Raw genomic sequence first — 23,885 nt, forward strand, 5'->3', positions numbered from 1 at the left:
GTGAGGGGCCTTCCGGGTGGAGGACTCCTGGCGGGGAAGTGGCTCCACTCTCCCCCGCGGGCACGAGCGCCCGCCTCGGCCGAACGGCCAAGGTCCGCAGGCCCGGAACAGGGCCTTCCTCGACCGTTCGGCCGATCCCGGCGACGGCGGCTGCGCATACCGTGAGCGGCATGAAGTCCGTATCTGCCCGGGGCTGCGCGGGCGGCGCCGGTGTCGGTGCGCTGTTCGCCGCCGTGTTCGTCGATGTGACCTACGCGAACGAGGGCGACGCTCCCTCCTGGCCGCTGGCCGCGACCCTGCTGCTCGGCGGTGTCGCCGTCCTGTGGCCGGGCGCCCGGCACCCCCGCTGGCTGACGCCGCAGTTGCGCACCATCGTCCCGGCCGCCGCCTCCCTGGTCTGCACGGTGGACTCGGTGGCGCGCTCCGGCGTCCTGTTCGGCCCCGGCGAGTTGGCGATCCTGCTGTGCCTGCTGTTCCTCGCCGTTCGGCACTGCCCGCGCACCTGGGTCGTGGCCTGCGCCGGACTCGACGGGGGTGCCGTGCTGGCGCTTCCGGTACGGCCCTATGCGGCCGAGCAGGAGACCATGCTCGGGTTCATGCTGATCGGGCTCCTCCTGGTCGGCCTCACCGTGGCGTTGGCCGCCTATCTGCGCTCGCAGGACTACCGGCGGACCGTCGCCGTCAGCGAGACCCGGCGGACGGAACGCCTGGCCATCGCCGCCGACCTGCACGACTTCGTCGCCCACCATGTCACCGGCATCCTGGTGCAGACGCAGATGGCCCGCATGATGGCCGACACCGGCGCCGACGAACTCGACCCCGTCCTCGCCGGAATCGAGCGGGCCGCGACCGAGGCGCTGGCGTCGATGCGCCGCACCGTCGGCGTGCTGCGCGACACCGAGGACGCGGCCGACCGCCGCCCGGTGGGCGACCTCGCGGGAATCGCCGATCTCGTCGACGGCTTCGCGAGCCCCATCCAGAAGGCCACCCTGCACCGCGGGAGGGGGGTGCCCGACGACCTTCCGCACGAGGTCCAGGCGGCCGCCTTCCGGGTGGTGCAGGAAGCCCTGACCAACGTACGGCGGCACGCGGGCGACGCCACCGAGGTCACCGTCGGACTGCGCTACGAGCGGGCCCGCCTGGAGGTGTCCGTGTCGGACGACGGGCGCGGCGGCAGCCAGTTGCCTGCGGCGGCGCACGGGGGCGGCTTCGGGCTCGTCGGCCTGAAGGAACGGGTGACGGCCCTGGGCGGCGAGCTGTACGCGGGGCCGCGGGCGGAGTACGGGTGGGAGGTGCGGGCGCTGTTTCCGGGGTGACACGGGAGTGCTGCTCCGGGGGTGTCACAGGGGTGCTGCTCCGGGGGTGTCACGGGAGTGCTGCCCCGGGGGTGTCACAGGGGTGCTGCTCCGGGGGTGTCACGGGAGTGCTGCCCCGGAGGCGTCACGGGGGTGCTGCTCCGGGGGTGTCACAGGGGTGCTGCTCCGGGGGTGTCACGGGAGTGCTGCTCCGGGGGTGTCACGGGAGTGCTGCCCCGGAGGCGTCACGGGGGTGCTGCTCCGGCGGTGTCACGTGGGTGCTGTCGGGGGGCACGGCAGTGCTGCTCCAGGGGTGACACCGAAGTGCTCTTCCGGGGGCGTCACGGGGATGCTGCTCCGGGGGCGGGGTGGTCTGCGCTGCGGGAGGGGGTGCGGTCGGGTCCGGGGGTGCCGTGGTCTGTTCCGGGGGACGCGGAGGCTCTGCCCCGGGGCACGCCGGCCTTTCCCCGGTGACGACCCGGGTTGTTCAATGGGGCTGCACACGAGAGGAGTCCGCCCGTGTCCCCTGCCCCCGTGCCGTCCGTCGGTGCGCGCATCCGGCAGGCGCGTCTGGAGCGCGGCCTGGGACTGCGCGCCCTGGCCCGCGAGGTCGGTGTCTCCGCGAGCCTGGTCTCGCAGATAGAGACCGGAAAGAGCCAGCCGTCGGTCAGCACCCTGTACGCCATCACCACCGCGCTCGGCATCTCCGTCGAAGCCCTCTTCGAGATGCCGGAGACCGCCGCGGCGCCGAGTGAGGCCACCGTCGTACACGCCCTGGCCGCCTTCTCCGCCGACCCCGGCCGACGCATCGGCCCCCTGGTCACGCCTGGTGAGCGGGACGTGCTGGAACTGGACTCCGGTGTCGTGTGGGAACGCCTCGGGCACGTCCCCGGTACCGACGTCGACTTCCTGCTCGTCACGTACCGGCCCGGTGGCTCCTCCTCGACCTCGGGCGGCCTGATGCGGCACCCCGGCACCGAGTACGGCTACCTCACCTCCGGCGAACTCGTCCTCACCCTCGGCTTCGACGAGCAGGTCCTGCACCCCGGCGACGCCGTCTGCTTCGAGTCCACGACCCCCCACCGCTACCGCAACGACGGCGAGGAACCGGCCGTGGGCGTCTGGTTCGTGGCAAGCCAATGTGTTCAGTGACACTTGACACTCCCCGCGACCGGTCGTTGACTCGATGGTGGGGGTGGTCGCGATGGCGATCCGCACTTACGGCCCCAATGCCGTCGACTGGGAACAGCGCGTAGACCTGGACCGGCTGCGCGGACAGCGCCTGGCCAGGCTCCACGAGACCCTGAACCGCTCGGAGCTGGGCGCGGTGCTCAGCTTCGACTTCGCCAACATCCGCTACATGACCGCCACGCACATCGGCACCTGGGCGATGGACAAGCTGATCCGCTTCGCCCTGCTGGTCCGCGGCGGCGAACCGGTCGTCTGGGACTTCGGCTCCGCGGCCCGCCACCACCAGCTCTACAACCCGTGGCTCGACTACAGCGACGGCAAGGGCGGCCCTCCCACCGGGGCCCGCGCCGGCATCTCCACCCTGCGCGGTGCCTTCCACCCGGACGCCGGCATCGCGGAGGACGTCGCCGCGAAGATCGCCGCCGAACTCCGCGCCCACGGCCTGGCCGGCGAACCGCTCGGCATCGACGTGGCCGAGATGCCCGTCCTCGCCGCCCTGCGCGCCGAGGGCATCGACGTCGTGGACGGACAGCAGGTCTTTCTGGAGGCCCGCCGCATCAAGACCGGCGACGAGATCTCCCTGCTCGCCCAGGCCTGCGCGATGGTCGACGCGGCCTACGAGGAGCTCTACGGCCACCTCCGCCCCGGAGTCCGCGAGAACGAGTGCGTCGGACTGGTCAGCAAGGTGCTCTACGACCTGGGCAGCGAGTACGTCGAAGGTGTCAACGCCATCTCCGGAGAGCGCTGTTCACCGCACCCGCACGTCTACAGCGACCGTCTGATCCGCCCCGGCGACCCCGCCTTCTTCGACATCCTGCACAGCCACCTCGGCTATCGCACCTGTTACTACCGCACCTTCGCCGTCGGCAGCGCCTCCCGCGCGCAACGGGACGCGTACGTGCGGTGCCGTGAGTATATGGACCAGGCGATAGCCCTCGTACGGCCGGGCGCCACCACCGCCGACATCGTCCAGGTGTGGCCGCGTGCCGAGGAGTTCGGCTTCGCGGACGAGACCGCCGCCTTCGCGCTCCAGTACGGCCACGGGGTGGGACTGTCGATCTGGGAGAAGCCCATCTTCAGCCGTCTGGTCTCCCTCGACCATCCCGAAGTCCTCGAAGAGGGCATGGTGTTCGCCCTGGAGACCTACTGGCCCGCCGCCGACGGCTGGTCCGCCGCCCGGATCGAGGAGGAACTGGTCGTCACCGCCGACGGCTGCGAGGTCATCACCAAGTTCCCCGCCGAGGAGCTCCTGGTCGCGGGCCGCAAGTACTGGACGGTGGGCGGCGAGCTCAACACCGCCCGGGAGGCGCAGTCCCATCTCAACCGGAGCGCGTCCGATGACCCGTCCTGACGAACTCCTCACGCTCTACGAGCAGATGGTCCTCATCCGCCGTACCGAGAAGGCCGCCCACGACCTGTTCCTCCAGGGCCTCGTCAAAGGCACCACCCATCTCGCGGCCGGCCACGAGGCGATCGCCGTCGGCGCGAGCGCCGCCCTGCGCGACGACGACTACGTCTTCGCCACCTACCGCGGCCACCACCACGCGATGGCCCGCGGCGCCACCCCCGAGGAGTGCCTGGCCGAACTCATGAGCCGGGCAACGGGGTTGTGCGGTGCCAAGGGCGGCTCCATGCACCTCACCAAGGCCTCCGCCAACATGCTCGGCTCCTACGCCATCGTCGGCGCCCACCTCCCGATGGCGGTCGGCGCCGCCTGGTCGGCGAAGATGCGCGGCACCGGACAGCTCGCGGTCGCCTTCTTCGGGGACGGCGCCACCAACATCGGCGCCTTCCACGAGGCGCTGAACCTGGCGGCCGTATGGAAGCTGCCCGTGCTGTTCGTCTGCGAGAACAACCTGTACATGGAGTACACGCCGATCGCGGACGTCACCGCGGTGCCCCGGCCCGCCGCCGACCGGGCGCCCGCGTACGGCATCCCCGGCGAGGTCGTCGACGGCAACGACGTCGTCTCGGTGCGGGAGGCGGTGGCACGGCTGGCGCGGCGGGCCCGGGCCGGAGACGGGCCCGCCGTGCTGGAGGCCGAGACCTACCGGCACTTCGGGCACAGCAGGGCCGACCCGGCGGCCTACCGCCCGGCCGAGGAGGTCGAACGCTGGCTCAAGCACGACCCCTTGGACATCGCGCGGGGGCGGCTCGTCGAGGCCGGGGTGCCCGAGGAGACGCTCACCGCGGCCGACGAGCGCGCGCAGGCGGTCGTACGGCAGGCGATCGAGGCGGCGAAGAACGCGCCGCCGCCGGATCCGCGCGAGGCCTTCACCGACGTGTGGGCGGACGGAGGTGCGGCATGGCGGACGTGATCACGTACCGGGAGGCGGTCGCCGAGGGCATCGCGCGGGAGATGCGGCGCGATCCGTCGGTGGTCTGTCTGGGGGAGGACATCGGCGGAGCGGGCGGGGTGTTCAAGACGACCGTCGGGCTGCACAAGGAGTTCGGGCCCGAGCGGGTGTGGGACACGCCGATCTCCGAACAGGCCATCGTGGGCGCGGCGATGGGGGCCGCGATGACCGGGATGCGGCCCGTCGCGGAGATCATGTTCGCGGACTTTTTGGCCTGTTGTTGGGACTACCTCGCCAACGAGATACCCAAGGTGCGTTACATGACGGGCGGTCAGGTCACCGTGCCCCTCGTCGTTCGCACCGCCAACGGCGGTGGGCTCGGTTTCGGCGCCCAGCACTCGCAGGCCACCGAGAACTGGGCACTGACCGTCCCCGGGTTGAAGATCGCGGCCCCCTCCACTCCCGCGGACGTCGTCGGGATGATGGCGGCGGCGATCCGCAGCGACGACCCGGTCGTGTTCTTCGAGCACAAGGGTCTGCTGGCCACCAAGGGCCCGCCCCCGCCGCCCGGCCACGTGGTCGAGCTGGGGCGTGCCGCCGTCGTGCGCGAGGGGGCCGACGTGACGCTGGTGGCGCTCGCCTCGATGGTGCCGGTCGCCCTCGCGGCCGCGGCACGGCTCGCCGAGGAGGACATCGACGTCGAGGTCGTCGACCTGCGCTCCCTCGTGCCCCTCGACATGGCCACCGTCCTCGCCTCGCTCGGGCGGACCTCCCGCCTGGTCACCGTCGAGGAGAACCCCTACCAGGGCGGCTGGGGCGCGACGGTCGTCTCCGTCGTCGCCGACGAGGGCTTCGGTCTGCTGGACGCGCCGGTGCGGCGGGTGGCGGGGGAGTGCGTGCCGCTGCCGTTCGCGGACGCGCTGGAGGAACAGGTCATCCCCACCGTCGACAAGGTCGTGGCGGCCGTCAGGAGCCTGGCCGCGTACTGAACACCCCTCAGGAGGAAGCGCCATGACCCATCGGATACTCCTTCGCGCCGGGCATGTGCTCTCGATGGATCCCGCGGTCGGGGACCTGCCGAGGGGGGACGTTCTGATCGAGGACGGGAAGATCGCGGCGGTGGAGCGCGAGATCAGCGCGGACGCCGAAGTCCTCGACATGAGCGGCCGGATCGTCATCCCCGGCTTCGTCGACACCCACCGCCACACCTGGGAGGCGTCGATCCGCAACGTGGCCCCCGACGCCACCCTCGACGACTACTTCGTCGACATCCTCGACACCTTCGCCCCCCTCTACACCCCCGAGGACGTCTATGCGGCCAACCTCGCGGGCGCGCTCGAGTGCCTCAACGCCGGCATCACCACCCTCGTGGACTGGTCCCACATCAACAACACGCCCGAGCACCCCGACGCCGCGATCCGGGCCCTCGCAGAGACCGGCATCCGCGCCCAGTACGCCTACGGCAGCGCCAACACCTCCCTCGCCGACTACTGGTTCGAGAGCAAGATCGCGATCCCCGGCGACGACGTACGCCGTATCCGCAGCGAGTACTTCTCCGCCGACTCCGACGACGGCCTGCTCACCCTCGCCCTCGCCACCCGCGGCCCCGGTTTCTGCGTCAACGACGTCGTCAGCTCCGAGTGGGCCCTCGCCCGCGAGCTCGACATCCCGATCACCGTGCACGTGGCCATGGGACGGCTCGCCGGCCGCTTCGGCATGGTCAAGCAACTCCACGACCTCGGACTCCTCGGCCCCGACACCACCTACATCCACTGCTGCTACCTCAGCGAGGAGGAGTGGCGGCTGGTCGCCGACAGCGGCGGTACGGTCTCCATCGCGCCGCAGGTGGAGACGCAGATGGGGCACGGCTGGCCGCCGGTGATGAAGGCGATCGAGCACGGCCTGCGCCCCTCGCTCAGCATCGACGTCGTCACCACGGTGCCCGGCGACATGTTCACCCAGATCCGCGCGGCCTTCGGCGCCGAGCGCGCCCGCGTCAACGCGGACAGCTGGCAGGCCGACACACCGGTCCCCGACACCATGTTGACGGCACGTCAGATGCTGGAGATCGCCACCCGCAACGGCGCGCATGTCGCCGGCCTGGAGGACCGCACCGGATCCCTCACCCCCGGCAAGCGCGCGGATGTCGTCGCCATCGACGCAACCGCCCTGAACGTGGCCCCCGTTCACGACGCGGCCGCCGCGGTGGCCCTGAGCGCCGACGTGTCCAACGTGGAGACGGTCATCGTCGACGGCGTCGTCCGCAAGCGCGACGGCAGGCTCACGGCCGACGTGACCCGCGCCCTGCGCCTGGTCGAGGAGTCCCGCGACCGGCTGCTGGCCGCGAAGGAGGCCCGGGCGTGACACGGCACCTGGTCCGCCGGGCCGCCGACCAGCCGCAGCCGTCGTACGACGAACACGGCTACCGGCGACGGGAGTTGGTCGGCGAGGCCGACGGCAGCTCGCACACCGGTTTCGGGGTGTGCGAGCTGCGCCCCGACGGGAGCGTCGCGGCCCATGTGCACTCGTACGAGGAGAGCTTCCACGTCCTCGACGGGACCGTGGTCCTCAATGTGCCCGAGGGGTCGTATCTGCTGGAGGAAGGCGACTACGGCCTCCTGCCGACCGGGGTCCCGCACGCCTGGCGCGGCGCCGGGGACGGTGTCGCCCGCTGGGCGGACATGCTCGCGCCGGTACCGCGGGCCCGGTACGGCTACGACACCCAGACGGTCCCCGCCTGGCCCTCGCGCCCGCCCGTCCGTGTCGACGTACGCGACCCCCGCACCCGGTCCTTCGGTCACTTCGAGCCCGCGCAGATGGACCCGGGCAAGCAGTCGCAGGACCTGCTGGCGGTGTCGGCGAGCATGCGGACCGCGCTGCTCGTCTACAGCGGGATCACCGTGAAGATGATGGTCGACGGCGACCTGGGCGCGGTGGCCTCGACGATGTTCATGGTGCAGTACGCGCCCGACGGCGTCGCGGGCACGCACGACCACCCCTTCGAGGAGACCTATCTGTTCCTCGAAGGGGAGGCGGACGCGGTCTTCGACGGCACCCGCTACCGGCTCGGTCCGGGCGACTGCGCCTGGGCGGGCGCCGGTTGTGTGCACGGCTTCTCCAACGCCGGTGACGGGCCGCTGCGTTGGCTGGAGACACAGGCGCCGCAGCCGCCGGTACGGCACTCCTACCGGTTCACGCGGGACTGGGACTACCTGAGGGAGGCTTCACGATGAGCGCCGTGGTGGTGATCGGCGGAACCTCGGGCATCGGGCGGGAGTTCGCCCGGGTGCGTGCGGAGCGCGGCGACGAGGTGGTGATCACCGGACGGGACACCCACCGCACCGGCACCGCGGCCAAGGAGATCGGCGCCCGCGAACTCGCCCTGGACCTCGCGCGGCCGAAGGAGATCGCCGAGGCACTGGACGAGGTGGGCACCGTCGACCACCTGGTGATCGCGGGCATCTCCCGCGACGACAACCGGGTGACCGACTACGACATCGACGCCGCCGTCCACCTCGTCACGCTCAAGCTCGTCGGATACACCGCCGTCGTGCACGCGCTGCGGTCCCGGCTGCACGACGACAGCGCCATCGTCCTGTTCGGCGGCCAGGCCAAGGAGCGGCCCTACCCGGGCGCGACGACCGTGGCCACCGTCAACGCCGGGGTGGCCGGGCTGATGCACACCCTGGCCGTCGAACTCGCCCCCGTCCGCGTGAACGCCGTCCATCCCGGTGTGGTGGGGGACAGCCCCTACTGGCGGGACAAGCCGGAGCAGGTCCTGGCGGGACTGCGGGCCAGGACCCCGACCGGGCGGCTCGCGACCATGGCGGACGTGGTGGACGCCGTGGACTTCCTGCTGCGCAACGGCTCGATCAACGGGGTGGAGTTGAGCGTGGACGGAGGATGGCTGCTGGGCTGAGGGTCTTTCCCGCGGATGCCGGGCGAGCGGATCTCAGCGCTTGACGCCGACCGCCCCGTACAGCGACACGAGCTCGCCGTCCTCCCGCTCGTCCGGACGCCAGCGGGACAGGGACACGATCCCCGGCTCCAGCAGCTCAAGTCCCTTGAAGAGACCGCTCACTTCGTCGTGGGTGCGTGCCACCAGGGTCACCCCGCCGGCCGTGTAGGCCGCGATGCCCGCGTTCACCTTCTCCGGTTCGAAGTCCGCCGTCATCGCCGAGAGCACCAGACAACTACCCGGCGCCAGCGCGTCGACCAGCGTGTCCACCAGCTCCTGGGCGCCGTCCTCGTCGGGGATGAAGTGCAGCAGCGCGACCAGCGACAGCGCGACGGGCTGGTCGAAGTCCAGTACGGCGGAGGCTCCTTGCAGGATCCGCTGCGGATCGCGGGCGTCGGCCTGGAGGTAGTGGGTCGCCCCCTCCGGGGTGCCGTGCAGCAGGGCCGCGGCGTGGGCGAGGACGATCGGGTCGTTGTCGACGTACACGATCCGGGCGTCCGGTACGGCGGACTGGGCGATCTGGTGGAGGTTGGGCTCGGTGGGGATGCCGGAGCCGATGTCGAGGAACTGGCGGATTCCCGCCTCCCGTACGACGACCCGGGTGGCCCGCTCCATGAACCGGCGGTTGGCGCGAGCCTGCCGGGGGGCGTCACCCTGTGCCGTGATCTGCCGTCCGAGCTCCTCGTCGACGGGGTAGTTGTCCTTCCCGCCGAGGAACCAGTCGTACACCCGGGCCGGATGCGGCCTGCTCGTGTCGATCCGCCGGCCGGCCGACTCGGTCCCGGTCACACAACACTCCTCTGCTCGACAAGATGTGCGAGCAGTGTGCCATGTCACCCGGCGCGGCGGAGGCTGTCTTCGGCCACCTCGTCGTCGATGGCCGCCCGCACCAACGCGGCTGCCAGGACGTCCGGTTGGGCGTCCCCGGCCAGGGACAGCAGCCGGTCGGGATCCTTCGGCAGGCCGAGCCGCTCGGCACCCGCCAGCGTCCTGCGGTCCAGGTAGGGCGAGACCTCCGGCCAGACGCCCTGGACCTCGCGGAGGAAGATGTCGGCACCGGCGGGCCCGATGCCGGGGAACTCCTGGAGCAGGCGCCGCAGTTCGGCGACGTCACCGTCCGCCTCCGCGCGCAGCCGGCGCAGGTCACCGCCCCATCGCTCGGTCAACAGCTCGGCGCCCTTGCCGAGTTGGGTCGCCGTACGTTCGTCGTAGCGCCGGTAGCCGCCGCGGCCCAGCGCGTTCACGCGCTCCTGCCAGGTGGCGCGGGCCATGCTGCGGGGATCGCGCAGGCCGGCCCGGTGCAGCTCGCGAGCGGTGGCGACCGCGACGGAGCCGCGGATGCGGGCACTGAGCAGAAGGGACAGCACCAGCAGCCGGTACAGGGGCTGCGGGGTGTCCTTGAGCGTGATGCCCGCCTCCCCGGCGTACGTCCGTCCGTGCGCGCCGACGAGTTCCCGTACGACGCGCTCCGCCCTGGTCACCGCCTGAGCGGGTCGTGTCCGACGGACATCAGACGCTGCCTGCGGACACTGTCCTCGGCCTGCGGTTCGTCCTCCAGGTCGGCATCCGCGGTCACGGTGTCCACGACCTCGTACATGACTTCGATGTCGTCGTCGGTCAGGTCCGTGCGCCGCTTCTGGAGGATCGCGAGAACGTGCTGCCCGGTCGGCTCACCCGCGTGCTCCGGCAGCGGTTCGGCGGACTCGTCGGCGTCGCTGATCCGCAGCCAGGCGGCCAGTTCCTGCGAGGTCATGTTCACCGCGCGGTGGAAGTCCTCCCACAGCGCGTCGAGTTCGAGAGCGTCGGTCATCGCATGCGCCTTTCCGTGGGAATCGCGGGCCGGTCAGTCCTTGGGCCAGTTCTCGGCCTCGAACATCCAGCGCTGCTTCTCCAGCTCGGCGGTGATGCCGATCAGCAGGTCCTGGGTGACCGGATCGGCCTTCTCGGTGGCCTCGATGCGCTCGCGCAGCCGGCCGATGGCCGCCTCCAGCGTCTCCACGATCAGCCGGACGACGTCGTCGTCCCGGATCCAGCCGTTCTTCGAGCCGGGCAGCGTGTAGGCGGCGGCGATCGTCTCGGGCCGGCCGTCCGGCGGCACACCCAGGGCCGAGGCGCGCTCCGCCACCGTGTCGGAGAACGTCCGGGCCGTCGACACCACCTCGTCCAGCTGGAGATGGATGGACCGGAAACGCGGGCCCACGATGTTCCAGTGCGCCTGCTTTCCGATCAGCGACAGGCCGATCAGATCCACCAGGGTGCTCTGCAGGGCGTCCCCGGCCGTCTCGCGGGCCGAGTCGGACAGAGTGCTCCTGACCACAGTCATACCGTGCTCCTCCTTCTGGCATGGTCAATGCCGGTACGGAGCAGTTCGTCGCGTTCCTGCTCGCAGGTTCCGCCCCACACGCCGGACGTCTGCCCATTGCTGAGCGCCATCTCGAGGCACTCCGTGGAGACCGGGCAGCGGGCGCAGACGCGCTTCGCCGCCGCGATCTCCCGCAGCGCGGGTCCTTGCGTGCCCACAGGGAAGAACAGCTCAGGGTCCTCTCCCACGCAGGCCGCTCGACGCAACCACTCCATGGGGGCGCGAGTGCCCCGGGCGTACTCGTGCAAACAGGGGTGTCTCAGCTCATGAGCACCCCGTCGAGGAAGTCCGTCACATCTGCGAAGACCGCCGCCTTGTTCGTCTCGTTGAACACCTCGTGCCGGGCGCCGGCGTAGATCCGCTCGGTGAACCTCTCGCCCCTGATCTCCTCGACACCGACACGGCTCCCGGCGAGCGGGACAAGGCGGTCGTCGTCGCCGTGCAGCCACAGCAAGGGGAGCGGGCCGAGGCCGCCGCCCTCGGACACGGTCTTGAGGGTGCGGGCGAACGCCTCCACCGTGGGCCTCTTCATCGGCCCGTGCCAGACCAGCGGATCCGCCAGGTACGCGGCGCCCACCGCCGGGTCACGGGAGAGCGAGGCCGGGCTGATCGGGGTGTCCGGGATCTCGTCGAGGGCGAGCAGCGCGCCCGGCAGCTCCCAGGCGCCGATCACCGGGCCCGACAGCACGAGGGCGGCGAGCTCGGTGCCGTGGCGCTGTGCGAGGCGGGCGGCGATCAGCCCGCCCATGGAATGCCCGATCACGACGAGGGGCACGCCGGGATGGGCTCCCCGGGCCAGCTCGGCCACCGCGTGCACATCCGTGACCACGTCCTCGAAGTCCTCGATCAGGACCCGCTCGCCGGCCGACTTCCCGTGCCCGGTGTGATCGGGGCCGAAGACGGCCGCGCCGTGCGCCCCGAGCACTCCGGCGAGCTCCTCGTACCGGCCGATGTGCTCGCCGTATCCGTGCACCAGGAGGGCCACGTAGCGGGGGCTGTCGTGCGGCCACTCGCGCACGGTGAGGGTCCCGCGGGTTCCGGTGAGGACGTGCTCGGTCATGTCTCCTCCAGCTGCGCTATAGTCCGAAACTAGCAGTGCTAATTAAAGCGGTCCGGGCTGATCCAAGCTCCCCGGTTCACCCATGACGACGGTCAGGAGTCCCCTCGTGCGCCCCGTCCACTTCGCGGCCGCCCGCCGCACCCCCATCGGCAGACTCCGCGGCGCCCTGTCCGCCGTACGCCCCGACGACCTCGCCGCGACCGTGATCCGGGCCCTGGTCGCCGACGTGCCGGCTCTCGACCCGGAGCGTATCGACGACGTCTACTGGGGCGCCGCCAACCAGGCCGGCGAGGACAACCGCAACGTGGCCCGCATGGCCGCGCTGCTCGCGGGACTGCCCGAGACCGTGCCCGGCGCCACCGTGAACCGGCTGTGCGCCTCCGGCCTGGAGGCCGTGACGACCGCCGCCCGCACCATCGCCGCGGGCGAGGCCGACATCGTGCTCGCGGGCGGCTCCGAGTCGATGAGCCGCGCGCCCTTCGTGCTGCCCCGCCCCGACGAGGCCCTCCCGCACCGGATCGAGACGCACGACACCCGGCTCGGCTGGCGCCTGGTCAACCCGGCCATGAAGGAACTCCACGCCCTGCTGCCCATGGGCGAGACCGCCGAGGAGGTCGCCCAGCGCTACGGCATCCCGCGCAGGCGCCAGGACGAGTTCGCCCTGCGCAGCCACCGCCTCGCCGCCGAGGCCCGCAAGAACGGCCACTTCGACGACGAACTGCTGCCCGTGGAGCGCCCCGACGGCGTGCTCGTCGAGGCCGACGAGTGCATCCGCGAGGACACCTCCTACGAGAAGCTGGCCCGCCTCAAGCCCGTCTTCCGGGCCGACGGCACGGTCACGGCGGGCAACGCCTCACCCATGAACGACGGCGCGGCGGGCCTCCTGCTGGTCAGCGAAGAGGCCCTGGACGACCTGGGCCTTGAGTCCCTCGGGCGGTACGTCGCCGGCGCCTCGGCCGGCGTCCACCCCGACGTGATGGGCATCGGCCCGGTCCCCGCCACCCGCAAGGCGCTCGCCCGCGTGGACTGGAGCGTCGGCGACATCGAGGAGGCCGAGTTCAACGAGGCCTTCGCCGCCCAGGCCCTCGCCTGCGTCGACGAGCTCGGCATCGACCCCGACCGCGTCAACCCCACCGGCGGCGCGATCGCCCTCGGCCACCCCCTCGGTTGCTCGGGCGCCCGCATCCTCACGACGCTGCTGCACCGGATGCGGCGCACGGGGGCGGCGCGCGGGCTGGCGACGATGTGCGTGGGCGTGGGGCAGGGGAGCGCGGTGCTGGTGGAGCGGCACTAGCCCGGGGTCCGCACAGGACCACTCGGCGAGACGGCACTTACAAGATCTCTTACCTGCACCTAGCATCGGTCTCCGCATGGACACGATGACGCTCTGGCACATTTCCGGTGGGGGGTTCGCCGCGCTGGCCGCCGCGGCCCTGCTCGTCGGCTTCTCCAAGACGGCCGTGAGCGGGGCCAACACGATCAGCCTCGCGATCTTCGCCGCGGTGCTCCCCGCCCGCGCCTCCACCGGCGCGCTGCTGCCGATCCTGATCGCCGGGGACGTGCTCGCGGTGCTCACCTACCGACGGCACGCCCACTGGCCCACCCTCTGGCGCCTGTTCCCGGCGGTCGCGGTCGGCGTGGTCGCCGGCACGCTGTTCCTGCAGTGGGCGGACGACGGGATCGTCCGGACGTCGATCGGCGCGATCCTGCTGTTCATGGCCGCGGTGACGGTCTGGCGCCGCCGCGTGGCCGACGCGGAGGAGGAACCCGACTCGGTCGCCACCCGGACCGGCCGGGTCAAGGCGCGCTCCTACGGCGTCCTCGGCGGCTTCACCACGATGGTCGCCAACGCCGGCGGCCCGGTGATGTCGATGTACCTGTTGTCGGCGGGCTTCCGCAAACTCGGCTTCCTCGGCACCTCGGCGTTCTTCTTCCTGATCGTCAACGTCTCCAAGGTGCCCTTCAGCGTCGGCCTCGGCCTGATCGACGGCCACTCGCTGCTGCTCGACCTCGCCCTCGTCGCGTTCGTCGTGCCCGGCGCGTTCCTCGGCAAGTGGGCGGTGAACCGCATCAACCAGCGGCTCTTCGAACAGCTGGTGATCGCGGCGACGATCGTGGGCGGCGTACAGCTACTGCTCCGCTGACACGTCGAGCAGCGCCGGCAGGTCCGCGAACGAATCGATCACGTGGTGGGGTGCGCCACTGGCCGCCCGGTGGGCCTCCGGCAGGTACTTTCCGGTCTTCACGAGCACCCCGGTGAGCCCGGCGCGCTGCGCGGCCAGCACGTCCGACTCGATGTCGTCGCCCACCATCAGCGCCTCGTCCGCCCCGACCCCGAGCCGGGCGAGCGCGGCCTCGAAGAACGCGGGCGACGGCTTGCCGGTGACCTCGGCCTCGGTCCGGGCGGCCTTCTCCAGACCGGCCAGGAAGGCCCCGGCGTCGAGCTGGAGCCCGTCGGCCGTACGCCAGTACAGATTGCGGTGCATCGCCACCAGCCGGGCCCCGCGCTGCAGATGCCCGAAGGCGTCGTTGAGCGCCCGGTAACCGAACTCCGGCCCGGCGCCACCGAGGACGACGACATCGACATCCTCGGCCCTGTTGTCGACGAGCGTGACACCCGCGAGATCCTCGGCGATGTCCCCGCTGTTCAGCAGCGTGCACCGGGCACCGGGCCAGTGCTCGGCGAGATACGCGGCGGTGACCGCGGGCGCGGTGAGAATGTCCTGCGCCGACACCTCGAACCCGGCCCCCTCCAGCACCGAGGCGATCGACGCCCGCGTCCGCGAGGTCGTGTTCGTCACGAGAGCGACCCCGAAACCGGCCTCCCGGATCTCCCGCAGGGCCGCCACAGCCCCCGGCAAGGGCTCCCACGACACGGTGAGAACTCCGTCGATGTCGATCAGGATCGCGCGTACGGATGCCATGCCCGGACGATAACCACGGACGGGCGGGAACGCCTGTCGTCGTGCGTCCCGCGTCTCCTGCCGGAGAGGGGGCGGACGTCGGTCGAAGCCGCCCACCCGCCGTGCCGCCTCGCGCCCCTGACCTCGTACGCTACCCGCCATGTCCCCGCACATCCTGATCCTCGGCGGCACCACCGAGGCCCGCGAACTGGCCGCCGCGCTGGTGTCGCGGCCGGGCGTGCGCGTCACCACCTCTCTCGCGGGGCGGGTGACGCGGCCGGGCGCGGTCGCTGGGGAGGTGCGGATCGGGGGGTTCGGCGGGGCGGCGGGGCTGGCCGACTGGATGCGGGAGGAGCATGTCGACGCGCTGGTCGACGCCACGCATCCCTTCGCCCGCGCGATCACCGCCCACGCGGCCCGGGCGGCCGCGGTGACCGGCGTGCCCTCCGTGGTGCTGCGCCGCCCGGGCTGGCAACCCGGACCGCGGGACCGCTGGCATCCGGTCGACTCCCTCGACGAGGCCGCGCAGTTGCTGCCGAGCCTCGGCCGACGGGTGTTCCTGACCACCGGACGCATGGAGCTCGCCGCCTTCGCCCACCTCACCGAACTGCACTTCGTCGTACGGTCGGTGGAGCTGCCGGAGCCGCCCATGCCCCCGCGCACCGAAGTGCTCCTGGCCCGCGGCCCGTTCACGGTCACCGACGAGTCGACGCTCCTCTACGACCACCGCATCGACGTCCTGGTCACCAAGGACAGCGGGGGAACGGCAACCTCCGCGAAACTCACGGCCGCCCGTGAACTGGCCCTGCCCGTGGTCGTCGTACGCCGGCCGCCCCTCCCGGACGGTGTGACGTCCGTGCCCGACGTGGCGGGCGTCCTGGAGTGGCTGGACCTCAACTCGCCGTGACGGAGCCCCGCATGCGGTCGATCACGCGGAGCACCTCGTCACGGTTCTTGGCGCGTTTGACCCAGGCGGGCAGACGGGCGAGGCAGGTCATCTTCCTGCCGTGCTCGTACCAGGGGCCCCGCTCACGCAAGGAGGCGGCCACGAACCGCCTGATCAGGTCGAGGTGGGCGAGGTTGTACGCCCACAGTTCACCGTGCCTCGTCCCGGTACGCAGCCACAGGTCGGGCCAGGCGCATCCGTCCACGCGTCTGGACAGGCCGCAGGAACGGCAGATCACGTGGGGTTCCGGACGCGTCCACCGCTCGAAGTGCGCGATCCCGACGCAGCGCGGGCAGCGGACAAGCACGGTGCCGCTGAAGTCGAAGGCCGTCGAGCCGGGGTCGTGGAACCGGGTGGGCACGGGGGACATCCCGCGAGTATGACGGTCACCCGTCCTGTCGGGCACCCGGTTTTCATGCGGTGGTGCTGCCCGCCAACTCCCTCGTGCGCTGCGGCAGTCCGGTGCTCAGGTCCTCCACCAGGAGGCGTTTGGCGATCGTGTCGACGGCGGCGCGCAGGTCCGTGCCCGAGGGGCGGCCGATGTCCTGCTGCACCCGGTCCGCCAGCCAGTTGCCCCACGCCGTGCTGATGACCCGGGCCTCGCGCGCGCCCGCCTGCGTGTGGGAGAGGAGATGGCCGGCCCGGGTCAGATAACCCTCCTCGACCATCCGGTCGAAGACCGGCAGCAGCACCTCGGGCGGCAGATGACGGCGCGCGGCGATCATGCCGAGGCTGGCGTGGCCGACCATCCGCGTGTGCAGTTCCACCTGCATCACGGCCCAGGCCCCGGCGACATCGAGCCGGGTGTCGGAGTCCGTGATGATCCGGCGCGCGGTGTCCAGGTCCGTACTGCCGATGATCTTCCCGACGGCGGCCTCCAGCACCCGCTGCGAGTCCGCCCCGGACGGTGACGCGAACCCCTCGCCCATGTCGGTCGAACCGGCCCGCGCGCTGTCGCGCAGCTGGACCTGCTTGAGGAACAGGGCGACGACGAAGCCGAGCGCGGCGACCGGCACGGTCCACAGGAAGACGGTCTGGATCGTGTCGGCGTACGCGTCGATGATCGGCGCGGCGACGGCCGAGGGAAGTCCGTGCAGTCCCGCCGGGCTGGTCGCGGCCTTGGTCACGGCGGCCGGATCCAGTCCACCGCCCGCCGCCCGCACCGCGGAGGCGATGCCGTCCTTGAGGTTGGGTGTGAGGGAGTTGGTGTAGATCGTGCCGAAGACCGCGGTGCCGAACGAGCTGCCCAGCGTACGGAAGAAGGTGACCCCGGAGGTCGCGGTGCCGAGGTCGGCGTACTCGACGGTGTTCTGCACGGCGATCGTCAGGACCTGCATGCACAGCCCGATGCCGGTACCCAGCACGAACATGTACAACGACTCAAGCCAGGTGCCGGTCGATGGCCCCATCAGGGACATCAGGAACAGCCCGAGCCCCATCACCAGGGAGCCGGCGATCGGGAACAGCCGGTAGTGCCCGGTCTTGCTGACCACGTTGCCGCTCGCGACCGACGCGATGAGCAGGCCGACCACCATGGGCAGCGTCCGTACCCCGGAGACCGTGGCCGAGTCGCCGTCGACGTACTGGAGATACGTCGGCAGATACGTCATCGCGCCCAGCATCGCGAAGCCCACGATGAAGCTGAGGATCGAGCAGACCGTGAACACCGGGTTGGCGAACAGCCGCATCGGCAGCATCGGTTCGGCAGCCCGGGTCTCCACCCAGCAGAAAAGACCGAGCGCGATCACACCTCCGACGAACAGGCCGATGATGACGCCGGAACCCCACGCGTACTCGTTGCCGCCCCAACTCGTCGCCAGGATCAGGGCGCTGGCACCCACCGCGACGAACGCGATGCCCAGGTAGTCGACCACGGGCCGCACCGCCGACTTCACCACGGGGATGGTGCGGGCGGCCGCGACGACCACGACGATCGCGATCGGAACGTTGACGTAGAACGCCCAGCGCCAGGTCAGATGGTCGGTGAACAGCCCGCCGAGCAGCGGACCGATGACCGTGGCCACGCCGAACACGGCCCCGATGGCGCCCTGGTACTTGCCGCGCTCGCGCAGCGGGATGACATCGGCGATCAACGCCATCGCCGTCACCATCAGACCACCGGCCCCGACGCCCTGCATCGCCCGCCACACGATCAGCAACGACATGTTGGAGGCCAGACCGCACAGGAACGAGCCCGTGATGAACACGATCGCCGACACCTGGAAGACCACCTTGCGGCCGAACAGGTCGCCGAACTTGCCGACCAGTACCGTCGCGACGGTCTCCGCGAGGAGATACGACGTCACCACCCACGACATGTGCTCGGCGCCGCCGAGATCCGACACGATCGTCGGCAGCGCGGTGCCCACGATGGTCTGGTCGAGGGCGGCGAGCAGCATCCCCAGCATGATCGTCACGAAGACGACGTTGCGGCGGCGCGCGTCCAGTACGGGGGGCTGGGCGGCGGCGGGCGGTGCGGGCGGTATGGCGGGTGCGGGTGGTGCGGATTCCGCGGGTTCCTCGGCGACGGTCACAAGGGCACGATCACACCGCTGGGCCATCCGTGCATGCCGGGCGGTCCGCCCGGGTGCCTGCCCATGCTCCGGATACCGCCGCTTCGGGTCATTGCTCCTTCGGGTTGCGGCGCAGCAGATACGTGTCCATGATCCAGCCCTTGCGCTCCCGGGCCTCGGCCCGCAGCCGCTCGATGCGGGGCGCGGCCTCGGCGATCGGCCCGGACGCGAGGATCTCGTCGGGCGTGCCTATGTAGGCGCCCCAGTAGATGTCGATGTCGTCGTCGGCGTACGCGCGAAAGGCCTGGTGGGCGTCGAGCATCACGACCACGTCGTCCACGCCCTCCGGGAACCCCTCGGCAAGGCGCCGCCCGGTGGTGATCTGGACGGGCCGCGCGACCCGGTTCAACCCGGTGCGATGCCGTGCCACCAGCGCCGACACACTGCTGATGCCGGGCACGACGTCGTACTCGAAGGACACCGAGCCCCGCTCCAGGATCTCCTCCAGGATGCCGAGCGTGCTGTCGTACAGCGCGGGATCCCCCCACACCAGGAACGCGCCGCTCTCCTCCTCGCCCAGCTCCTCGGCGATCAGCCGCTCGTAGATGTCGGCACGGGCGCTGCGCCAGTCCCCGACGGCCGGGGAGTACGCCGAACCGCCCGCACCACGGTCACGCTCCGGGTCCCGGGCCTCGACCACCCGGTACGTCCCCTCCGGTATGTGCGCGTCCAGCATGTCCCGGCGCAACTGCGTCAGGTCGCTCTTCACCTCGCCCTTGTCCAGCACGAAGAACACGTCCGTGCTCCGCAACACCCGCACCGCCTGGAGGGTCAGCTGCTCCGGGTCGCCCGCGCCGATACCGATCACATGAATCTTTCGCACACCCCGAGTCTGCCCCACCCCACTGACAGCGACGGCACCGCGTCCGGGGACGGGGTCGGGGGCGACGGCTTCGGGCTTGCGAGGGGGCACGGCGCCGGCAATCGTGTGCCGGGTCCGCGCCCGGCGTCAGTCAGGCCCGCAACCGCGCTGCAAGCCCAGTGCGCCGGGCATGGCCGGCGGCCGTGGCCCAGCGGCTCGGTCGTCGGGGCGTCGTGCCCGTTGCCCTGGTGCAGCGTGATGCGCCCGGCGTCACCTCACCCCCGCAGCCGAGGCCCGCGAGCCCGCGCGTCCACCGGGGAGCCGCCCTGCTCCACATCCCTCGCCAGCTGCCGCGCCCACCCCGTCAACCCGGCCAGATCCATCCCGTACGGCCGCCCCCGCCCGGCACCGGACGCGCCCCACTCCTCCACGGCCCCGGCGCCGCGTCGCAGCAACCTCGCCCCGCCCGTGACGTTCCCCCGGGCCGCGTGTGTCAGTCCCACCGCGAGCTGGGCCAGCCCCCGCCACAGGGCCCGCTCCTCGTCGGGTCCCGACTTCCAGGCGTCCTCGAAGACCTCGTGCGCATGAAAGGGGCGGCCCGCGTCCAGCAGTTCCTGAGCCTCGGCCACGGTCTCCTGCGGGGTGCGCACCACGCCCTCCGGCTGCCGGGCGACGCCGTCCGCGCCGTACGGCAGCGGCCGCCCGAGCCCGTCCCGCGGCCGGGCGTTGCGCGCCCGCCCGTCGCCGTCCCGGTCCCGCGCGCCCGTCTGCCGTCCTGAGGATGTACTGGCCATACGTCGATTGTCCCGCGCCCGGTGCCCGCTTCGGTCCGGCACCCGACGTGGGGTAAAGTTCTGTACGCGCGTTCCCGCGATCCACCGCGGGGCAGTGCACCGGGACGTGGCGCAGCTTGGTAGCGCACTTGACTGGGGGTCAAGGGGTCGCAGGTTCAAATCCTGTCGTCCCGACTTTGCGAAGTCGTAGGTCAAGGGGCCGTATCAGAGAAGATCTGAGACGGCCCCTTGATCATTCTTGGGACCGGTTGGGGACCAGAGCCCCTGACTGCGGTGACGCGCGCCTTGACCCTGGCCAAGGTGCGCCATATGGCCCGTTATTGTGCGCAATTCCGCCCTCGACGGGCCAGTGCCCCGCCGCGCCCGTCCAGACGCATCTGCGGACACCGAAGCGGTGACGGACAACACGCTACGGCTCACCTACGCGCAACTCCCGAAGGCGCAGGTAGCGTCGCCCGCCGACTGCGCGGACCGGGCGTCGGGTCCGGACACCATCGTCGGCGGCTGCCTCGATCGTCTTCGCCGCGGCGGGGCATCCGCCGGTGCGGCTCCGCCTGCTGCTGGAGGACGCGGAGACGAAGGTGGTCGTGACGCGGCGCCTCCCGCGCGGCCTGTCGCCCGAGTCGGGTACGGGGCGGCCCCCGCCCGGACCGGCGTCTGCCGCGGGGCGTCTGGTGCTCGCAGCGGAGTACACCGCAGGCCGGAGGGGAACGCGTCCCGGATTCTCTGCCGAGACGAGGGCCGCGCGAGGCGGAGGGTCGGTGTTTTCTCCTTCCTTACGCAGTACGAGTGAATGAACCGATGGTTCCGTTCGGGGCCGATGGCGAGTCTTTACGGTTTCCGAGTGGATCGGGGACTGCGGGGAGGCCCTGCGGACGGAGGACCGGTGGAAAGGCGCACCTGATGTCGGGGTTGGGAAAGTCGCCGGACGTGTCCGGGCTCCGCGCGGGCCGCTGCCCTCGGACCTGGCCACGGACCTGGGGCGCGATCGGCGTGGCATGTCTGGTGGGGGCAGTGCTGACGATCGGCGGGGCGTGGGCGGCCGGGAGCGGGGCGGAGCGGATGGTGGCTTTCGGGCCGTCCACCGGTTGCTGGGGGTTGGCGGCCTCCTTGATGCTCCGCGCGAGGGGAACGAGCGGACGGGTGCGGACGCGTGTGCTGCTGTTGGGAGGTTCCGCGGTAGCCGGAGGTGTGTACCGGGGAGCGGTCACCCTGCTGTCGGCTCAGCCCGTGGTTTCGGGACGGGACGGGGGATCGTTGCTGGGCTCGGTGGTGGTCACCGGAGTGACGCTGATGGTCGGCCTGGGGATGGCCGGCCTGGTGGTCGCGGCCGATGCCAGTACAGGTCGGCACATGTTGCTGCGGCGTGTGTTCGACGGGGTCGTCACAGCCGGGGCCGCGTTCATGACGGGATGGGTACTGCTGCGAGGGGCCGGTGGCGGCTGGCGGCTGGGGACGGGGATGGTCGGTGCCCTGTGGGCCGGGGAGGTCGTGTTCCTCAGCTTCTTGTTCGCCCTGCGCCGTCGTGTACGGAGCGACCAGAGAGCCACCTTGTGGGTCGGGATCGCCGGGCTGTCCCTCATGCTGATCGGCGATACTCTGCGACTGTTGACGGTCGGCCGGCACGGCCCCGAGGTGATGTCCTGTCAGCTGGTGGACCCCTGCGCTACCGCGGGGCTGCTGGTGGTCGCGGTCTGCCCTTGGGTGTCCGGAGGGGCGAGCGCCCTGGGCGCCGCACAGCCCGCGCTGCGATGGGGGATGGAGGGTGCGGCGGCGTTCATCCCCCTGACGGTCTGCACGGTTGCGGCGCTGGGATACGTGCTGGCTCCGCCTGGCCGAGACCCGGTGCCGCCTCTCGTCGGCGGCACGGCATTGCTGAGTCTCTGGGCTCGCCAGAAATTCCTGCCGAGCGAGAGCATCAGACGCGACGACTGAGTCCCGAGCCCCGGCCGGGGCGGCCGCGGGAACCGAGACGCAGATCAGCATGGTGTTGCCCGAGGCCCTCGTCCTCGTCTAGAGCTGTGTGCCGGTGGCCCGGCGTACCGAGCAGCACGTAAATCTCACAGCTTGAGCAGTGTCGACCACGACGAAGACCACGCGGCCCGGGTTGAGCCACCCGGCCGGTAGGGCCCCGGAGCCGTTCCAGGTTCCGCCGCCGGCCATCTACGGGGTGGTGGCCGCGCACCTGGGTGGCGAAGCGGTGGCCGCTCCCCCGCCCGCCATGTGTGCGCCTCGGCGCCCTGGTCGGCGCACACGCATCCGAGCATGGCTCGATGATCCGTTTGGGGCCACACGGTGCTCGCGAGGCGGCGGAAGACGCGCATCGGCATCTCGGGTGCGGCCAGGGGGCCCTGTGAACCGCACACAAGGGTGCTGTCGGCTCTCGTCGCGGATCCGGCGCGTGCCGTGGGCCGACCTGGGCGCACGACCACTCGCGGCGGGGCCCGGCCGCCCTCACCGCACGCCGACGCGGGTCAGCCGGGGCAGGGCGAGGGAGACTGCCGAGGCGGCGAGCAGGGCCGCCGCGCACGGCACCCAGTAGCCCAGCGAGGCCCCCACCATGTCGACCACCCACCCGGCGGTGGCGTAGCCCAGAGCCACCCCGGCGGAGAGGCCTGAGACGATCCAGGTGATGCTCTCGGTGAGCTGGGCGGTTGGCGCCAGGTTGCCCACCAGTCCCATGGTGGTGATCAGGACCGGCGCGACGGACATGCCCGCCACGAAGAGCATCCCCGCCAGCGCCGCGAGACTCGGCGCGAACAACAGTGGTGCCATCGTCAGGGCCATCACCCAGACGCCGGCCAGCAAACGCCGCGTGATGGCCCCCCGCGGACTGATCGCACCGAAGACCGCGCCCGCCAGGCCCGAGCCGAGCGCGTACACGCCCAGCAGCAGGCCGGAGAGCGCCTTGTGGTGGTGTGCGTCGGCGAACGCCACCGTCGTGACCTCCACCGAACCGTAGGACGCGCCCACCGACGTCAGCGTCAGCACCAGCAGGCCGAGTCCCGGAACGCGCAGGGCGCTGGCCCCGGCGCTGTGTGGCCCGGGACGCACCGGCGGTTCCGTACGCCGCTGGGCGGCGAACAGCAGGACGCCCACGGTGAGCAGAACCGCGGCCATCAGCGGCCCTGCCTCGGCGCCGACACTGGTCGACAGTGTGATCGCCAGGGCGGGGCCGACGACGTAGACCACCTCGTCGAGCACCGACTCAAGGGAGAACGCGGTGTGCAGCAGCCGCGGTGACTCCCGGTGGATCTCCGCCCAGCGGGACCTGACGAGCGCGCCCATGCTGGGCATGCAGCCCGCCACCGCTGCCGCGACGTACAACGTCCAGTCCGGGGCGGCGTACCGGGCACACAGCAGGAGCGCACAGATGGCGGCGACCGTCACGGCCGTCGCCGGGAGGACGATCCGGCGCTGGCCATGACGGTCGACCAGCCGGGAGATCTGCGGTCCGATCGCCGCGGCGGCGAGCGCTTGTGTGGCGGAGACCGCGCCGGCGAGCCAGTACTGACCGCCGAGCTGCGACAGCATGATGAGGATGCCGACGCCGATCATCGACAGCGGAAGGCGTGAAATGAAGCCCGCGGCGGAGAAGAGCAGACTGCCTGCGGGGGAGAAGATCCGGCGGTAATCGGAGAGCATGGGACTCCACGCGCCGTCAGGAGCCGATCGTCGCTGGGCGGATCCGGTCCGGTTGCTGC

The 23,885-nt window shown here is 71.6% G+C and carries 24 protein-coding genes and 1 tRNA gene; 13 read left to right on the forward strand and 12 right to left on the reverse strand.

Features of this window, described 5'->3' with window-relative positions; translation table 11 throughout:
- The first annotated feature begins 170 nt into the window (after positions 1 to 170).
- The 8 genes from ACFYZ8_RS13890 (at position 171) to ACFYZ8_RS13925 (ending at position 8,702) form a co-directional block, all read left to right on the forward strand.
- Positions 171 to 1,316, forward strand: a complete 1,146-nt coding sequence (locus tag ACFYZ8_RS13890) for a sensor histidine kinase (protein WP_388532428.1) — start codon at positions 171 to 173, stop codon at positions 1,314 to 1,316.
- A 498-nt stretch (positions 1,317 to 1,814) separates the two neighbouring features.
- Entirely contained in the window at positions 1,815 to 2,447 is a 633-nt protein-coding gene (locus tag ACFYZ8_RS13895) for a helix-turn-helix domain-containing protein (protein WP_388532430.1), read from the forward strand.
- Between the two features lie 52 nt (positions 2,448 to 2,499).
- Complete coding sequence (locus tag ACFYZ8_RS13900) at positions 2,500 to 3,837, forward strand: M24 family metallopeptidase (protein WP_388532432.1); 1,338 nt, start codon at positions 2,500 to 2,502, stop codon at positions 3,835 to 3,837.
- Complete coding sequence (locus tag ACFYZ8_RS13905) at positions 3,824 to 4,804, forward strand: thiamine pyrophosphate-dependent dehydrogenase E1 component subunit alpha (protein WP_388532434.1); 981 nt, start codon at positions 3,824 to 3,826, stop codon at positions 4,802 to 4,804. The genes ACFYZ8_RS13900 and ACFYZ8_RS13905 overlap by 14 nt, the downstream gene beginning before the upstream one ends.
- Positions 4,792 to 5,772 (forward strand): alpha-ketoacid dehydrogenase subunit beta, encoded by a 981-nt coding sequence (locus ACFYZ8_RS13910; protein ID WP_388532435.1) that lies wholly within the window; start codon positions 4,792 to 4,794, stop codon positions 5,770 to 5,772. The genes ACFYZ8_RS13905 and ACFYZ8_RS13910 overlap by 13 nt, the downstream gene beginning before the upstream one ends.
- A 22-nt stretch (positions 5,773 to 5,794) precedes the next feature.
- Positions 5,795 to 7,147, forward strand: coding sequence for an amidohydrolase family protein (locus ACFYZ8_RS13915; protein ID WP_388532437.1), 1,353 nt, complete (start codon positions 5,795 to 5,797; stop codon positions 7,145 to 7,147).
- On the forward strand, positions 7,144 to 8,016 hold the full coding sequence (locus ACFYZ8_RS13920; RefSeq protein ID WP_388532439.1) for a cupin domain-containing protein: 873 nt from the start codon (positions 7,144 to 7,146) through the stop codon (positions 8,014 to 8,016). Before ACFYZ8_RS13915 ends, ACFYZ8_RS13920 begins: the two co-directional genes overlap by 4 nt.
- Positions 8,013 to 8,702, forward strand: a complete 690-nt coding sequence (locus ACFYZ8_RS13925; protein ID WP_388532441.1) for an SDR family oxidoreductase — start codon at positions 8,013 to 8,015, stop codon at positions 8,700 to 8,702. Before ACFYZ8_RS13920 ends, ACFYZ8_RS13925 begins: the two co-directional genes overlap by 4 nt.
- A 33-nt stretch (positions 8,703 to 8,735) precedes the next feature.
- On the opposite strand, the gene ACFYZ8_RS13930 is transcribed toward ACFYZ8_RS13925, so the two are convergent.
- From ACFYZ8_RS13930 to ACFYZ8_RS13955, 6 genes are read right to left on the reverse strand one after another with little or no spacing between them, the layout of a single operon-like run.
- The gene (locus tag ACFYZ8_RS13930) at positions 8,736 to 9,530 is read right to left on the reverse strand and encodes an SAM-dependent methyltransferase (protein ID WP_388532443.1); all 795 of its coding nucleotides are present in this window, start codon (positions 9,528 to 9,530) and stop codon (positions 8,736 to 8,738) included.
- Between the two features lie 44 nt (positions 9,531 to 9,574).
- Positions 9,575 to 10,222: an endonuclease gene (locus ACFYZ8_RS13935; RefSeq protein WP_388532445.1), complete on the reverse strand. Its 648-nt coding sequence runs from the start codon at positions 10,220 to 10,222 to the stop codon at positions 9,575 to 9,577.
- Positions 10,219 to 10,551 (reverse strand): DUF3140 domain-containing protein, encoded by a 333-nt coding sequence (locus tag ACFYZ8_RS13940; RefSeq protein WP_359029950.1) that lies wholly within the window; start codon positions 10,549 to 10,551, stop codon positions 10,219 to 10,221. Before ACFYZ8_RS13940 ends, ACFYZ8_RS13935 begins: the two co-directional genes overlap by 4 nt.
- 33 nt (positions 10,552 to 10,584) lie before the next feature.
- Positions 10,585 to 11,064, reverse strand: a complete 480-nt coding sequence (locus ACFYZ8_RS13945) for a DNA starvation/stationary phase protection protein (protein WP_359029951.1) — start codon at positions 11,062 to 11,064, stop codon at positions 10,585 to 10,587.
- Complete coding sequence (locus tag ACFYZ8_RS13950) at positions 11,061 to 11,318, reverse strand: WhiB family transcriptional regulator (RefSeq protein ID WP_359029952.1); 258 nt, start codon at positions 11,316 to 11,318, stop codon at positions 11,061 to 11,063. The genes ACFYZ8_RS13945 and ACFYZ8_RS13950 overlap by 4 nt, the downstream gene beginning before the upstream one ends.
- A 44-nt stretch (positions 11,319 to 11,362) precedes the next feature.
- Positions 11,363 to 12,163, reverse strand: coding sequence for an alpha/beta hydrolase (locus ACFYZ8_RS13955; RefSeq protein ID WP_388532447.1), 801 nt, complete (start codon positions 12,161 to 12,163; stop codon positions 11,363 to 11,365).
- A 106-nt stretch (positions 12,164 to 12,269) separates the two neighbouring features.
- On the opposite strand from ACFYZ8_RS13955, the gene ACFYZ8_RS13960 reads away from it, so the two are divergent.
- Together ACFYZ8_RS13960 and ACFYZ8_RS13965 are read left to right on the forward strand one after the other, a co-directional pair.
- Complete coding sequence (locus ACFYZ8_RS13960; protein ID WP_388532449.1) at positions 12,270 to 13,457, forward strand: thiolase family protein; 1,188 nt, start codon at positions 12,270 to 12,272, stop codon at positions 13,455 to 13,457.
- Positions 13,458 to 13,533: 76 nt separating this feature from the next.
- Entirely contained in the window at positions 13,534 to 14,307 is a 774-nt protein-coding gene (locus ACFYZ8_RS13965; protein ID WP_388532451.1) for a sulfite exporter TauE/SafE family protein, read from the forward strand.
- Here ACFYZ8_RS13965 and ACFYZ8_RS13970 read toward each other — a convergent pair.
- Entirely contained in the window at positions 14,293 to 15,087 is a 795-nt protein-coding gene (locus ACFYZ8_RS13970; protein WP_388532453.1) for an HAD-IIA family hydrolase, read from the reverse strand. The genes ACFYZ8_RS13965 and ACFYZ8_RS13970 overlap by 15 nt on opposite strands.
- A gap of 139 nt (positions 15,088 to 15,226) precedes the next feature.
- Here ACFYZ8_RS13970 and ACFYZ8_RS13975 point away from each other — a divergent pair, with 139 nt between their 5' ends.
- A complete protein-coding gene (locus ACFYZ8_RS13975) occupies positions 15,227 to 15,973 on the forward strand; it encodes a cobalt-precorrin-6A reductase (protein WP_388532455.1) in 747 nt (248 codons plus the stop codon).
- Here the strand turns inward: ACFYZ8_RS13975 and ACFYZ8_RS13980 are convergent.
- From ACFYZ8_RS13980 to ACFYZ8_RS13995, 4 genes are all read right to left on the reverse strand, one after another.
- Positions 15,960 to 16,382, reverse strand: coding sequence for a hypothetical protein (locus tag ACFYZ8_RS13980; RefSeq protein WP_388532457.1), 423 nt, complete (start codon positions 16,380 to 16,382; stop codon positions 15,960 to 15,962). The two genes, ACFYZ8_RS13975 and ACFYZ8_RS13980, sit on opposite strands and share 14 nt — an antisense overlap.
- Positions 16,383 to 16,425: 43 nt before the next feature.
- Positions 16,426 to 18,546, reverse strand: coding sequence for an MDR family MFS transporter (locus ACFYZ8_RS13985; protein WP_388532459.1), 2,121 nt, complete (start codon positions 18,544 to 18,546; stop codon positions 16,426 to 16,428).
- An 88-nt stretch (positions 18,547 to 18,634) separates the two neighbouring features.
- Positions 18,635 to 19,408 carry a precorrin-6A synthase (deacetylating) gene (cobF, locus tag ACFYZ8_RS13990; protein ID WP_359029958.1) on the reverse strand — a complete coding sequence of 258 codons (774 nt, stop codon included), beginning with the start codon at positions 19,406 to 19,408 and terminating at the stop codon, positions 18,635 to 18,637.
- A gap of 254 nt (positions 19,409 to 19,662) precedes the next feature.
- The gene (locus ACFYZ8_RS13995) at positions 19,663 to 20,181 is read right to left on the reverse strand and encodes a DUF309 domain-containing protein (RefSeq protein WP_359029959.1); all 519 of its coding nucleotides are present in this window, start codon (positions 20,179 to 20,181) and stop codon (positions 19,663 to 19,665) included.
- A gap of 100 nt (positions 20,182 to 20,281) precedes the next feature.
- Between ACFYZ8_RS13995 and ACFYZ8_RS14000 the strand changes: the two genes are divergently transcribed.
- Positions 20,282 to 20,355: transfer RNA gene (locus tag ACFYZ8_RS14000), tRNA-Pro, on the forward strand.
- Positions 20,356 to 21,465: 1,110 nt separating this feature from the next.
- A complete protein-coding gene (locus ACFYZ8_RS14005; RefSeq protein WP_359029960.1) occupies positions 21,466 to 22,116 on the forward strand; it encodes a hypothetical protein in 651 nt (216 codons plus the stop codon).
- A 519-nt stretch (positions 22,117 to 22,635) separates the two neighbouring features.
- Here the strand turns inward: ACFYZ8_RS14005 and ACFYZ8_RS14010 are convergent.
- Positions 22,636 to 23,826 (reverse strand): MFS transporter, encoded by a 1,191-nt coding sequence (locus tag ACFYZ8_RS14010; RefSeq protein WP_388532463.1) that lies wholly within the window; start codon positions 23,824 to 23,826, stop codon positions 22,636 to 22,638.
- Positions 23,827 to 23,885 lie beyond the last annotated feature (59 nt).

This window comes from Streptomyces sp. NPDC001668 (genome assembly GCF_042893155.1).
In the GTDB taxonomy this organism is placed as follows: Bacteria; Actinomycetota; Actinomycetes; order Streptomycetales; family Streptomycetaceae; genus Streptomyces.